This is a genomic window from Flavobacterium salmonis (assembly GCF_903819435.1).
In the GTDB taxonomy this organism is placed as follows: Bacteria; Bacteroidota; Bacteroidia; order Flavobacteriales; family Flavobacteriaceae; genus Flavobacterium; species Flavobacterium chungangense.
On the sequence record NZ_CAIJDP010000069.1, the window covers coordinates 12375 to 26367 of the forward strand.

Annotated in this window: 9 protein-coding genes; 4 read left to right on the plus strand and 5 right to left on the minus strand. The window is 33.2% G+C overall.

The window, feature by feature from the left end; genetic code table 11:
- Window position 1: 1 nt before the first annotated feature.
- From FLACHUCJ7_RS12340 to FLACHUCJ7_RS12360, 5 genes are all read right to left on the minus strand, one after another.
- Window positions 2-2419, minus strand: a complete 2418-nt coding sequence (locus tag FLACHUCJ7_RS12340) for a heavy metal translocating P-type ATPase (RefSeq protein WP_180909102.1) — start codon at window positions 2417-2419, stop codon at window positions 2-4.
- 191 nt (window positions 2420-2610) lie between these two features.
- The gene (locus FLACHUCJ7_RS12345) at window positions 2611-3171 is read right to left on the minus strand and encodes a helix-turn-helix domain-containing protein (RefSeq protein WP_078225882.1); all 561 of its coding nucleotides are present in this window, start codon (window positions 3169-3171) and stop codon (window positions 2611-2613) included.
- A 2-nt stretch (window positions 3172-3173) separates the two neighbouring features.
- Entirely contained in the window at window positions 3174-3704 is a 531-nt protein-coding gene (locus FLACHUCJ7_RS12350; protein ID WP_180909103.1) for a DUF3347 domain-containing protein, read from the minus strand.
- Between the two features lie 98 nt (window positions 3705-3802).
- Window positions 3803-4162, minus strand: a complete 360-nt coding sequence (locus tag FLACHUCJ7_RS12355; protein ID WP_223255371.1) for a hypothetical protein — start codon at window positions 4160-4162, stop codon at window positions 3803-3805.
- A 70-nt stretch (window positions 4163-4232) separates the two neighbouring features.
- Window positions 4233-5066, minus strand: a complete 834-nt coding sequence (locus FLACHUCJ7_RS12360) for an AraC family transcriptional regulator (protein WP_180909104.1) — start codon at window positions 5064-5066, stop codon at window positions 4233-4235.
- Between the two features lie 101 nt (window positions 5067-5167).
- Here FLACHUCJ7_RS12360 and FLACHUCJ7_RS12365 point away from each other — a divergent pair, with 101 nt between their 5' ends.
- The 4 genes from FLACHUCJ7_RS12365 to FLACHUCJ7_RS12380 all read left to right on the plus strand — a co-directional run bounded on the left by FLACHUCJ7_RS12365 (window position 5168) and on the right by FLACHUCJ7_RS12380 (window position 13790).
- Window positions 5168-6334 (plus strand): MFS transporter, encoded by a 1167-nt coding sequence (locus FLACHUCJ7_RS12365; RefSeq protein ID WP_078225886.1) that lies wholly within the window; start codon window positions 5168-5170, stop codon window positions 6332-6334.
- Between the two features lie 671 nt (window positions 6335-7005).
- Complete coding sequence (locus tag FLACHUCJ7_RS12370) at window positions 7006-10293, plus strand: SusC/RagA family TonB-linked outer membrane protein (RefSeq protein ID WP_180909105.1); 3288 nt, start codon at window positions 7006-7008, stop codon at window positions 10291-10293.
- Between the two features lie 19 nt (window positions 10294-10312).
- Complete coding sequence (locus tag FLACHUCJ7_RS12375) at window positions 10313-12151, plus strand: RagB/SusD family nutrient uptake outer membrane protein (protein ID WP_180909106.1); 1839 nt, start codon at window positions 10313-10315, stop codon at window positions 12149-12151.
- Between the two features lie 37 nt (window positions 12152-12188).
- Window positions 12189-13790 (plus strand): DUF5123 domain-containing protein, encoded by a 1602-nt coding sequence (locus FLACHUCJ7_RS12380; protein WP_180909107.1) that lies wholly within the window; start codon window positions 12189-12191, stop codon window positions 13788-13790.
- The last annotated feature ends 203 nt before the right edge of the window (window positions 13791-13993 follow it).

The following is a 13993-nucleotide window of genomic DNA, read 5'->3' on the forward strand; positions in this document are numbered from 1 at the left end:
ATTATAATTTTAAATTTCTCAATCGTAAAGCATTTACGATTACCGAAACAGAACTTAAACTCATAGCAACCGCTGCCAACATCGGCGAAAGCAAAATCCCAAAAATTGGATATAAAATCCCTGCTGCAATTGGCACTCCTAAAGTATTATAAATAAAAGCAAAAAATAAATTTTGTTTGATATTTGACATTACAGCATGGCTGAGGTTTTTGGCTTTGACAATTCCGTTTAAATCTCCTTTTACCAAGGTAATTTTGGCACTTTCAATCGCAACATCAGTTCCTGTCCCCATCGCAATTCCGATATTAGATTGTGCTAAAGCAGGCGCATCGTTGATTCCGTCTCCGGCCATTGCAACAATCTTTCCTTCAGCCTGAAGACGTTCGATTTCTTTCAATTTATCTTCGGGAAGACAATCCGCTTTAAAAGAACTCAAATGCAAATGATCGGCAACCGTTTTTGCTGTGTTGTAGTTATCTCCAGTCAGCATAATTACTTCAACGCCTTGATCTATTAATTCTTTGATGGCTTTTGCACTGTTTTCTTTAATCGCATCGGTAATGGCAACATATCCTAAAACTTCTTTTTCAATAGAAATGTACGAAATTGTTTTTCCAAGATTTTGTTCGGCAGTTACTTTGTTTTCTAAATCTGAGTTGATCGAAACTCCAATTTCATCCATTAGTTTTTTGTTTCCTAAAGCTACTTTTTTGCCTTCTATAGTTCCTAAAACTCCTTTTCCGGCAATAGTTTCAAAATCCTGAACTTCTTTTAATGTAGTATTTTTTGCTTTTGCGAAATTGACTACGGCCTGCGCCAAAGGATGTTCACTGTGTTGATTTAAAGAAGAGATGTTTTCAAGGAGATAATCTTTGTCATTATTAATGGCATAAATTTTTTCTACAGATGGTTTTCCTTCGGTAATGGTTCCTGTTTTATCAGTAATTAAAACATCAATTTTATTCATGTTTTCTAAAGCCTCGGCATTTTTGATTAAAATTCCGTGCTGAGCACCTTTTCCTACACCAACCATAACCGACATTGGAGTTGCCAATCCAAGCGCGCAAGGACAGGCAATAATTAAAACCGCAATAGCATTGATCAATCCGTAAACATAAGCGGGTTCCGGGCCAAATTTTGCCCAAATAAAGAATGTCAAAATCGAAATAAAAACAACCGTCGGAACAAAATATTTAGAAACACGATCGGCTAATTTCTGAATTGGCGCGCGAGATCTGCTGGCGTCATTTACCATTTGGATAATCTGCGAAAGCATGGTTTCTGAACCCACTTTCTCAGCAATCATCACAAATGATTTGGTGCCGTTTATCGTTCCTGATATTACAACATCTCCAACTTTTTTATCTACCGGAATTGGTTCTCCGGTAATCATCGATTCGTCTATACTGCTTTCGCCAGAAGTTATTTTTCCGTCAACCGGAATTTTTTCTCCTGGTTTTACTCGTAATAAATTTCCTTTTTGAATGTTGTGAATTGAGATTGATTTGTCGTTTCCGTTTTCTACTAAAGTTGCTTCGGTTGGTGCTAATTTCAATAATTCTTTTATTGCGCCGTTTGTTTGTCCGTGTGCTTTTGCTTCCAATAATTGCCCTAATAAAACTAAAGTGATAATTACGGTCGCAGCTTCAAAATACAAATGAATCGTTCCGTGATGCGATTTGAATTCCGATGGAAAAATATCCGGAAAAAACATTCCGACAATACTAAAGAGAAAAGCAACACTGGTTCCAATTCCAATTAAAGTAAACATATTCAGATTCCAAGTCACAATAGATTTGTAAGCGCGAACGAAAAACATCCAACCCGCATAAAATAAAACGGGAAGAGAAAATAGAAACTGAACCCAATTCCATTTTTCAATAGATATTATATTGTAAAGTGGATTATTTGGAATCATTTCTGACATTGAAATGATGAAAATAGGAAGCGTAAACAAAATCGCGATTTTCATTTTCTTCAATAAATCAGTATAGGTTTTGTTTTCTTGACTTTCTGAAGCTTGCATTGGAACTAAATCCATTCCACAAATTGGACAATCTCCGGGTTTATTATAGGTTTTATCGCCTTCGCAATGCATTGGGCAGTAATAAATGCCATTTGCACTGTGCTGATGTACTTTTTTAGTATGCTCGTGATTGTCTTTTTTATGGACAGAACAGCAGGATTTAGCAGCTTCGTCATGATTTTTAGGAGAATCCATTTCAATAGTATAATTTCCAGCAGCAGCTAAAACTTCCTGAAATTTCTCTGTCGGAACATGTTTTTCCATTGTTATCCTAGCCGTTGGCGGATTCAAAGTTACTTCTGCCTGAACGCCTTCGATTTCATTCAAAGTTTTTTCTACTTTGGTTCGGCATCCGTTGCAAGACATTCCTGAAATTATATATTGATGAGTCATTGTATTGGTTTTAAGTATTACAATGCAAATTTCTGAACTATTGACGAGTTAGGTTTGTAGAATTTTGTGAATGATTTGTAAGATTTACAAAATGGTTTAAAAAGTTTTGTTTCACGCAGATTCTGCAGATTGAGCAGATTTAATTTTGATAATTTTAAATATCTGCTCAATCTGTTTAAATCTGCGAGAGATTATATATTCTCGATCTGAATACGCTTTTTATCTTTTGATTGTTTGAACGAAGTAGGCGTAAAACCCGTAATTTTCTTGAACTGATTACTCAAATGCGCCACATTGCTATAGTTTAGAATGTCTGCAATTTCACTTAACGAAAGCTCATTATAAATCAATAACTCTTTTACTTTTTCAATTTTCTGACTGATGAAATATTTCTCAATCGTGGTGTTTTCAATTTCCGAAAATAGATTACTCAGCGAATTATAATCCTGATTTAAGTTTTCAGCTAAATAATCAGACAAGTTAATTTTGAGATAGTTGTTTTTATGATGAACTAAATCGACGATTAAGTTTTTTATTCTTTCGACAGTTTTTGTTTTTTTATCATCAATTAAATCAAAACCTAAAGTTTGAAGATTTACTAATAAAATTTCTTTTTGCTTATCGTCTAGTTCTTCTTTTAATTCAACTTCACCAAGTTCTACAGAAATAGTATGAAGTCCAAGTTTTTCAAACTCAGACTCCACAACCATTTTACATCGCGCGCACACCATATTTTTGATGTAGAGCTTCATATTTATTTGATTGTTTCTACCACGTTTCCGCAAGTCAGCATCGAAGAACCGTAGTATGGATTCTTAACTGCTTTTTCTTTGCTTAACCAATCAGCGTCTGCCATTGGGCAATATTGTTTGTAGATTGGCTGATCCGGATTTGAAACTTTTATTAAATCATAAGTGCTTTTTGATAATGATTTAAAAGTATCGCGTTGTTTTTTAAGATCTGTTGTAGCTGAAATACTTTTTGCATCAGCAGTTAGTTTTTTAACCACTTTCATCCAAACTGTATGTTCATCGCTTTTCAGTTTATCCATTTTTACAGATGAAATTGCAGTAACCAAATCTTTGGCTTTTGCCGAAGTCAATTTGCTGTCACTTTTTATAAGTGCATCTTTTACATTAAAATAAGCATCATAAACCGGTTGAAGCTGACTTGCATCAACGATTTCTATTGTTTCTGATTCTGATTTTGCGGTATTTGCCTGAATATTGTTTGCACTAAATAATAGAGTTAGTGCTGTTGCTAAAGCTATGATTGATTTTTTCATTGTGTATAGTATTTGAGTAAAGGATTTTATTTCCTTTAAAATTAATTAAAAAAGTTGATTTCAAAAAGACCCAATATGGGCTGTCACAAATACAATAATTATATTTTCGGCTTCAGCCAGATTGAAGTAAATCCAGAAGAAATATTGGATTGACTATAAGAAGAAATAGTATTTTTTAAAGAAAAATTGAAAACATCGTTTTGAAAATTAATTTCATTTGAAGTCAAAATAACGAATTGTAACGCTGAGGTACTGCAGCCTGAATGTTGACATTTTCCATCACAATTGTGTTTTTGCTCTTTTGAAGATTTCTTCTCACAGCATTTTTTAGAACAGCTGTTTTCTTCTTTAGCATCAATTTCTTTTTTATGCTCCATATTGCATGCATAAGTATAACTCGGATTCAAAAAGAAACTAAGTGTTATAAAAAGCATTATTATATGGATTTTCTTTTTCAAAGAAATTATTTTTATGAGTACAAATTTAGTTAAAAATGTTTGAGAAAATTACTTTTTAAGATTTCAATAACTACAGTTTCTTAAAATCGGTTGGTTTCATGTTTTTACGCTTTTTGAAATAATTGGTCAAATGACTTTCATCAGTAAAACCAAATTCGTATGCAATTTGCTTAATCGGCAATTGATTGTTGTGAAATCTTTTTTCGATTAAAGTCGTTTTCAGATTATGGATATATTCACGATAACTAATACTGAATGTCCTTTTGAAGTAAGCGCTAAAATACGTTTGCGCAATGTTAAAATGATCTGCAATCACTTTCACCTGAACTAACTTGGGCTGATAAATATTTTGATGAATATAATTAGCAATTTGTTCGTTATCCAAATGCGTCGATTGCATTTGTAGATTCATGCAACGAATGGTTTCTTTAATCAAACCAAAAATCGACAGAATCTGATAGAAAACAATTGGCGAAGAAGTGACATCAATATAATGATTGTAGGTTACGATGTTTTCGACTGTGTTTTTTAAAATCGTTTTACAAGGTTCATCAAACTTCAAAACCGTTTCTTTTAGGATTTTGTCTCGCATGAAACTTTCTGGAGTATTGACTAGAAATTCATCACAAGTCAGATTCTGTTTTGAGTTGAAATAATTATCAGTGAATTTGATAAAAATGAAGCGTGTACTTTTTTTAATATCGAAATAATGTTGGTCATCTGGAGAAATAACAAAAAGATCTCCTGCTTTATATGGTAACAGATTGTTATTTAAGTGATGAATGCCGCTCCCTTTTTTGATATAGATGATTTCGTAATACGTATGTGTATGTGGAGGAAGGTGAAACTTCTCTTCTTCAAATTCATCAAGGACAAGTGTTTTAAACTGATTTAATTTTGGCATAACTTAAATGTACAACTTTATATCGCAAATTTACAATTTACAGTGTATGCTTATGACGTAAATTTGCGGTATAGAAAACCTATTCTTTTCTTATCAAAAAAATGAAAAAAAGTCTTATTGCACTCTCATTAGGAGGTTTGACAATTGGCATAACCGAATTTGTAATGATGGGTTTACTGCCCGATATTGCTTTAGATATGAATGTTTCGATTCCGGTAGCCGGATATTTAATTTCAGCTTATGCTTTGGGCGTTGTTATTGGAGCGCCATTATTGGTTATCCTGGGAAGAAATTTTCCTCCAAAAAAAATGCTTTTAATTTTAGCTTTGATGTTAACTCTTTTTAATGCGCTTTCGATCATAGCACCCAATTATAACATTTTATTTGCTTCCAGATTTCTTTCCGGATTGCCACACGGAGCATTTTTTGGGGTAGGAGCGGTAGTCGCAAGCCGTTTGGCCGATAGAGGTAAAGAAGCTCAGGCAATCTCAATAATGTTTTCAGGTCTGACATTAGCAAATTTAATAGGGGTGCCAATCGGTACTTATATTGGACATCATTTTATATGGCGTTATACTTTTATATTAATTGCCATTGTAGGACTGCTGACTTTTTTGTTTATTTTTCTATGGATGCCGAAGTTAGAAAAAAGCAGTGATGTAAATATGAAAACGCAATTGTTGTTTTTCAAAAAAACAGAAGCGTGGCTAATCATTGGAATCACGGCAATTGGTTTTGGAGGATTGTTTGCATGGATTAGTTACATTGCGCCTTTGTTAATCAATATCTCGGGATTTTTACCAGAAAATGTTTCTTATATATTGATATTAGCAGGATTCGGTATGGTTGTAGGTAATTTTGTCGGAGGTAAACTGGCTGATAAATTTTTACCAGCCCCAACAGTTTTCGCCTTATTGTTTATAATGGTTCTCGATTTAATTATGGTTTACTTTTTCTCCTTTAACCAATATGTATCGTTATTTTTTACATTTTTAACAGGAGCCATTTCTTTTTCAGTTATAGCACCAATTCAGATGTTAATGATTAAGACAGCTAAAGATGCAGAGATGATTGCATCTGCAGCACTTCAGGCGAGTTTTAACATTGGGAACGCTTTAGGAGCTTTTTTAGGCGGTTTGCCTTTGGCAGCCGGTTATAGTTATGCATCGCCAAACCTTATAGGTGTTGGTATGGCAATTATAGGGATGATTATAACTTTTGGTTTAATACAAAAACAAAAAACCGTTTTGAAATTACAAACGGAATAATAAATAATCACAATTAGATTTTACTACCCTTAAATTTTATTTAAGGGTTTTTTTATAGCCAAATGTTAAATGATGTGAAATATTTTTTTCTGATTAGAAGAATTAATCTTTATAGAATTCATTTGTGATGTATAATTTTGTTATTTTATCTTTTTAATGTTAATGAATTCTTAAGAAAAGGTTTTTACTCATTTTTGATTCCAATTGACTGTAGGGATTTTTAGAGAAAAATTATGAGAAAATTTCCTGAAAAATGTATTTTTTATTGGGATCGTTAAAATATTCACAGATGATGTAATCGATTGAATTTTGTGCAATAATTTTATCTCATTAAAAGTATAAAAGAATATTTCTTAGTTTTAAAGCAGATAAATTGAATATATGGCATTTTAAAACTGATTATTTTTTTATATGTAATTTTTTTTATGATTATTTTGTGAAATTTAATTTTTTATATAGAATTTTTTTTTATGTTTGTGTAATCGATTACACATTGCTTTTCAATATTTTAAAATATCTATTTTTTGTTTGTTTTCAGGGGTTGCGGAAATAAATTGAAAATTAGTTTTTAACTAAAAATTATATTTTTAAAATATTTTAGAAGTAAAGTGTGATTTAAAAAACCATAAATAAACTTTATAAACATTAATAATTTAACTAAACACTACACTATGAATTTGAAAGATTTATTTAATAAAGGAATAAAGTGCTGTTTTGCATTTGTTTTCTTATTATGCTTGCTTGCCAGTAATAAGGCAAACGCACAAGAGGTAACAGTTGAAGGTGTTGTAAAAGATGCTTCAGGTTTAACCTTGCCTGGGGTTAACGTTTTGGAAAAAGGTACAAAAAACGGAGTTTCAACTGATTTTGATGGAAAATACAAATTGAAACTTTCAAGTTCAAAGGCAATTGTAGAATTTTCTTTTATAGGTTTTACAACTCAGTCAGTTGCTGCGGCCGGTAAAAAAACGATTAATATTGTTTTGGCGGAAGAAGCAAATAGTTTAAATGAAGTAATTGTTGTTGGATATGGAAGTGTTAAGAAGTCAGATTTGACAGGTTCAGTAGCGAGTATTTCTGGTAACGATTTGAAAAAAGTTCCTGTAGCCAATGTTGCAGAAGCTTTGACAGGTCGTATTGCAGGAGTACAAGTAATGTCTTCTGAAGGTTCTCCAGATGCAGAGATTAGTATTAAAATTCGTGGAGGAGGTTCTTTAACGCAGTCTGCATCGCCTTTATATATAGTAGATGGTTTTCCAATAAATAGCATGAGCGACATTTCGTCTTCGGATATTGAGACAATGACAGTATTGAAAGATGCTTCGTCTACAGCTATTTATGGTTCTCGTGGAGCTAATGGTGTGGTTTTGATTACAACGAAAAGTGGTAAAGACGGTAAATTGGCGGTTAGTTTTAATACTTTTTACGGTATGAAAACGAGAGCTAAAGATTTTGATGTTTTACCGGTAGATGATTATGTGAAATGGCAATATGAATATGCTTTGTTATCACAATCCGGATCAACAAAAGTAGCTTCTAATCCTACTTCATATACTAAGTATTTTGGTAATTGGGAAGATTACGATATGTATAATGGTATGGCAAGTAATGATTGGCAAAAACAAATTTTTGGTCGTACAGGAGAGGTACAAAGTCGTGATTTAGGAATCAGAGGCGGAAATGAGAAGTTGAATTATAATTTCAATTATGCTCATTATGATGAAAAAGCGATTATGTTAGGATCTGATTATAAGCGTAATAACTTATCTTTGGCATTAAAAGGGAAAGTGAATGATAAAATTGATTTAACTTATACAATGCGTTATTCTGATACTCAAATTAATGGTGGAGGGGTAAATGAGCAAAACGAAAAATCAACATCTGATTCCCGTTTGAGAAATTCAATCGCTTATGCGCCACTGCCAATTCCGGGTGTTTCAACTGATGAAACAAATGAAGATGTTGCTAATAGTTTAGTTAATCCAGTGCTTTCAGTTTGGGATAATGACCGAGAACAATTGCGAAAAAACTTTAATATGTTAGGTAGTTTTTCATGGGAGCTAGTTGACAATTTGAAATTTAAAACCGAATTAGGTTTGGATAATTATAGTTATCAAGACGCTCGTTTCTATGGAACATCAACGTATTATGTTAATAGTTCGCCAGATGTTAACGCACCATTTAAAGGAATGCCAGCTTTGATATTAAGTGATAAAAAAGAGGAAAGATTTAGAAATGCGAATACCTTAAGTTATGATTTTAAAAAATTATTAGGAGAAAATCATCATATAGATTTATTGGTTGGAGAAGAAACTCTTAGAACAACTTCAACTACTCTGACAAATACGCTTCATGGTTTTCCTGAATTTTTTGATTTTAATCTGTCAAGAAAATTAACAACACAAACAGGTAATTCTAATGCGGCTTATACTGGTACACCTTCTAATACTAATCAGGCTCGTTTTGTTGATAATTTTTATGCTCCGGATGATAAATTGTTGTCTTTCTTTGGAAGAGCTAATTATAGCTTCAAAGATCGTTATTTATTAACTGCTACTTTCCGTACTGATGGTTCTAGTAAATTTTTAGGTGATAATGTATGGGGTTATTTTCCTGCTTTTGCAGCTGCCTGGAAAATTTCAGAAGAGGGATTCTTAAAAGATAAAAGTTGGTTAACTCAGTTGAAGGTTCGTGCCAGTTACGGAGAAGCTGGTAATAATAATATTCCAACAGGACAAACGGTTCAGAACTTTGAGTCTAGAGGTATAACTACTATAAATGGAGTTTCAAGTGGTTGGGCTACAAATAGTAAATATATGGCTAACCCTGATTTGAAATGGGAGACTACCGTTACGCAAAATATAGGTTTAGATTTTGGTTTCTTTAATAATCGTATTAGCGGAACATTAGATTTTTATAATAATAAAACTAGTGATTTGTTAATTGAGTTTCCTGTAGCAGGTACGGGTTATGAGTATCAATACCGTAATATGGGACAAACTCAAAATACTGGTTTTGAGGCTAGTTTAAACATTGCTGCAATTGAAGGGAAAAATTATGGTTTAAATTTTGCATTTAACGTAGGGATAAATAAAAACAAAATTAATTCATTAGGGGTAATGGGAGATTTCCCATACGCATCAAATTGGGCATCAAGTCAAATTGGAAACGATTACATGGTAATGGTAGGTTCTGCCTTAGGACAAATGTATGGTTATAGAAGCGCTGGCCGTTATGAGGTATCTGATTTTGATTGGAATGGAACAACATATACTTTGAAAAATGGTTTGGTTGATAATGGGCCTGTAAATACTATACAGCCAGGTTCTATGAAATTGAAAGATTTGAATGGAGATAATGTAATTGATAGTAAAGACCAAACTATTATTGGAAGTGCTATTCCAAAAAACACAGGAGGTATGGTAATCAATGCTAATGCTTATGGATTTGATTTGTCAGCAGCTTTTAACTGGGCACTTGATTATGATGTTTACAATGCTGATAAAATTGAATTTTCGACTGCTAACCAAACTAATGGAGAGTATAGAAATTTAAGTACGGTTATGGCTGATGGAAAACGTTGGACTAATTTGAATCCAGCGACAGGAGAACTAGTTACAAATCCTGCAGATTTAGAGGCTTTGAATGCTAATACTACGATGTGGTCACCTTATATGGGCCGTTTTGTAATGAGTGACTGGGCTGTAGAGGATGCCTCTTTCTTACGTTTAAATACTTTAACTCTTGGTTATTCTGCTCCAGAAAGTTTTATCTCTCATTTAGGTTTAACTAAGTTACGTGGTTATCTTACGGCTACTAACGTATTTGTGTGGACAAATTATTCAGGTTCTGATCCTGAAGTTTCAACTAGAAGAAAAACGACTTTATCTCCAGGTGTTGATTCATCAGCATATCCGCGAAGCAGACAGTTGATTTTCGGTCTAAATCTTAATTTCTAATTTTAAAGCAGTACAAAAAATGAAACATAAAATAATAATTGCAGGATTAGCCTTGGCTACTTTTTTTACAGGCTGTCAAGAGTTTGGTGATGATTATTTAGAAGCACCGGCACAATCTACATTAGATGAATCTGTAATTTTTTCTACACCGGGTTTAGCTAAAGGAGCTATTGATGGGATTAAGGTGCCTTTTGGAGAAACTAATTCTTACAGAGGTCGTTTTATACCATTTTACGGAATGAATACAGATGCAGAATGGTATAATAATTCACAATCTATTAGTGCGCAATCTGATTTGTGTACTTATGATGCAAAAATAGATAACATCCAGATGAATACAGCTGATAATGCCTGGGCTTCTATGTATGGAGGTATAGAGCGTGCTAATATTGCTATCAGAGGTCTTCGTCAATATGGAAATCCTTTTCCAGGAACACAAATGGGGCAGCTTTTGGGTGAGGCACTAACATTACGTGCTATTTATTATGCTGATTTAATGAAAGGATGGGGTGATGTGCCATATCGTTTCGAACCTATTAATAACGCAACGATCTATCTTCCTAAGACGAATCGTGATGTAATTTATAAACAATTGATTGCTGACTTAGGAGAAGCTTCGGAGCTTGTGGCTTGGCCTAATGAATCATCAGAAACTTCTACAGTTGAGCGTGTTAATAAAGCTTTTGTGAAGGGGTTAAGAGCACGTTTGGCTTTAGTAGCTTCAGGATACCAACAATACCCTGATGGAATCCGTAGAAGTAATGACCCTGATTTATCTGTTGCTAAAATGTATGCTTTAGCTTTAAGCGAAGCACGTTCGGTAATTCAAAGTGGTAAAGCACAGTTAAATGCTACTTTTGAAGGATTTTGGAGAAATGTAAACCAGGATTATGTAACTGCGGGTGGAGAATCACTTTGGGAGATTCCGTTTGCAGAAGGTCGTGGACGTGTGTTGTATAGTTTTGCAGTTAGAAATCAGACACCAAATCAATTTCAGGCAAATGGTAATGGTTCGTCTGGTGGAACAGCTGGTCCGTTACCTACTGTTTTTTATGACTTTGATGAAAAAGATACTCGTAGAGATGTAACTTGTGTGCCTTACCGTTGGGGTACATCTGTAAATGGTATTGCTAAACAGGAACTGGTAGCTTTAAATACATGGTATTTTGGTAAATATCGTTATGAATGGACGAAACGAAGAATTACTGCTGCTAGTGATGATGGAGTAAATAAAGTGTATATGCGTTATGCAGAAGTATTGTTAATTGCTGCTGAAACAGCGAATGAATTAGAAGGACCAAGTGCAGCTGCGCCATATTTAAAGCAAATTAGAGAAAGAGCTTTTTCAGCTGCTGACCGAGCAGCTAAAGTAGATGCTTATGTAAATGCATTATCTTCTAAAGAAGCTATGTTTAATGCTATTGTAAAAGAACATAAATTTGAGTTTACAGGTGAAATGGAACGTAAACAGGCTTTAATTCGTTGGAATATATTAAAAGCTAAATTAGATGAGTCTAAAACAAAAATGACTAATTTACGTGAAAGAGCTAATGAATATTCTGATGTACCTGCGGTATTATATTATAAGTATGTAAAAGATGAGGCTAATGCTTCTAAATACGGATCATCTGATAATACGACTATTTTATCGATTTATGGATTAAATCGCGGTGAATCTATAAATCCAGGTGCTGATTACACAGCTTTTACATGGAATAATTTGAATGACGCTAAAATTAATTCGGTGTACAAAACAGGCGCTGATCCTGATAATCGTCAATTCTGGCCTATTTGGCAGTTTTTTATTAGCAATAGTAATGGGAAATTGTTAAATGATTACGGGTATCCAAACCAATAATAGTTTTGTGTGATTATTTAACGTAGAAAAGAAAATTATGAAAAAAAGAAATATATTCAAAGGAATAATTGCAGCTTCGATGCTTGTGGTACTTGCTGGAAGCTGCGAAAGTTATACAGAAGATATTATTACAGAATTGAATGCTAATCGTGAATTTTCCCCAACTGGTTTAAAAGCTACTGTGCGTAATGAAACTTCTGTTGAATTAGTTTGGGATACCAAAGAAACAGATGATCATTATGTTGTTGAATTCAGTGCTAATGATGCTGAATTTAATACGATTTTTAAAACTTTGGAAGTTAATGCTAGTGAATTGCCGATAAGAGTAAAGCTCGAAGGAGAAACACTTTATTCAATCAGAGTAAAAGCAGTGAGTAACAGAGGAAAAGAGGATTCAACATGGTCTGTGATTACTGCTCAAACTTTAGAAGAACAAATTTTCTTAGCTGCACAGGCTGACGATATTCTGGGTAAAGAAGCTACTGTAAGATGGATTTCTAACAGTAGTGTTACAAAAATAGTATTTACACCTGCAGATGAAACAAAACCTACAGTTACCCATACTATTACCGCTCAAGAAAAACTAAATGGAGTTGCTACTGTTGTAGGATTAAGTTCTTTGACTAAATATGTTGCAGATATATTTAATATTACTTCTAGAAGAGGTTCTCAAACAATAACTACTGGTATAGATCTTTCTGACGGTACAGAAGTTGGTCCTACAGATGATTTAGCTACAATAATAGCTAATGCTGCGGCAGAAGCTGTATTGATATTAAAGCCTGGGGATTATACAGCTCAAGTAAGTACGATTGTGCTAAATAAACCAATTACGATTAGAGGTTTAAGAAGTTTTGATAAACCAAAATTAAAACTTAGTTTTTCTTTGGCTCCTTTTACTACAGGTGTTACTGGAAATATTAATTTGATAGATTTGGATTTAGTAGGTTCGCCAGCTTCAGCAAGTAATAAGATAGATGTTATAAGGTATTCAGCAACTGCAAATTATAGTAAACTTCTTATTAGTGGATGTAGCATTCATGATTACGAACGTACATTTATTGGTGCAGGAACAGGTATTAATGCAAACATACAATCAATAATTGTTGAAAATTCTATAATTACCAATGTTGGTACGGCAGGATCAGGATCATTTATTGATTTTAGAGCTGCCTTCGCAGATGAGATTATCTTTAGAAAAAGTACTTTCAATAATTGTGTTCCAAATGCTGCATTTATAAGATCTGATAATGCTACAGTATTTGGATCAGTTACAACAGATGTGTTAATTGAGAATTGTACTTTATATGGTGTAACTAATACTGTTGCAACAAGTGGTCTTCAAATTATGTATGTCCGTTTTACTACAAATCAGGTAACGGTTAAGAATTCAATTTTTGCTGCAACGGTGGCAAGATTTTCTAATCAGTCAACAACAGATTTAGACCCTACATTCGAAAATAATAATTATTTTAATGCTCCTGCGCTTAACGATCCGGCTGCTATTGCGCCTTTAAAATCAGATGGTTTAGGAACAGCATTAGATCCACAATTTGTTAATGCAGCGACAGGCGATTTTACAATTAAAAATCAGGTTTTGATTGATAGAAAAGTAGGAGATCCACGTTGGATTAAATAAGTTCAAAAAATATTTGATAGTTATGAAAAGGCATGCTGAATTTAAACGTTTACGCATGCCTTTTTTAGTAGAAGATATCTTGTTAAGAAAACTTAATTTGGATGAAATGAGAATAAAGATAATTCGTTGGATTAGTTAGGTTATTAATGGCATCCAACGAATTCTAAAAATAAAGATTAAAAATTAAAATTTTACTAACCAAT

What these genes read in the sequence shown, in the direction of transcription:
- FLACHUCJ7_RS12340 (WP_180909102.1), bottom strand. Translation starts at nt 2,419, where the DNA reads ATGACTCATCAATATATAATTTCAGGAATGTCTTGCAACGGATGCCGA.
- FLACHUCJ7_RS12345 (WP_078225882.1), bottom strand. Translation starts at nt 3,171, where the DNA reads ATGAAGCTCTACATCAAAAATATGGTGTGCGCGCGATGTAAAATGGTT.
- FLACHUCJ7_RS12350 (WP_180909103.1), bottom strand. Translation starts at nt 3,704, where the DNA reads ATGAAAAAATCAATCATAGCTTTAGCAACAGCACTAACTCTATTATTT.
- FLACHUCJ7_RS12360 (WP_180909104.1), bottom strand. Translation starts at nt 5,066, where the DNA reads ATGCCAAAATTAAATCAGTTTAAAACACTTGTCCTTGATGAATTTGAA.
- FLACHUCJ7_RS12365 (WP_078225886.1), top strand. Translation starts at nt 5,168, where the DNA reads ATGAAAAAAAGTCTTATTGCACTCTCATTAGGAGGTTTGACAATTGGC.
- FLACHUCJ7_RS12370 (WP_180909105.1), top strand. Translation starts at nt 7,006, where the DNA reads ATGAATTTGAAAGATTTATTTAATAAAGGAATAAAGTGCTGTTTTGCA.
- FLACHUCJ7_RS12375 (WP_180909106.1), top strand. Translation starts at nt 10,313, where the DNA reads ATGAAACATAAAATAATAATTGCAGGATTAGCCTTGGCTACTTTTTTT.
- FLACHUCJ7_RS12380 (WP_180909107.1), top strand. Translation starts at nt 12,189, where the DNA reads ATGAAAAAAAGAAATATATTCAAAGGAATAATTGCAGCTTCGATGCTT.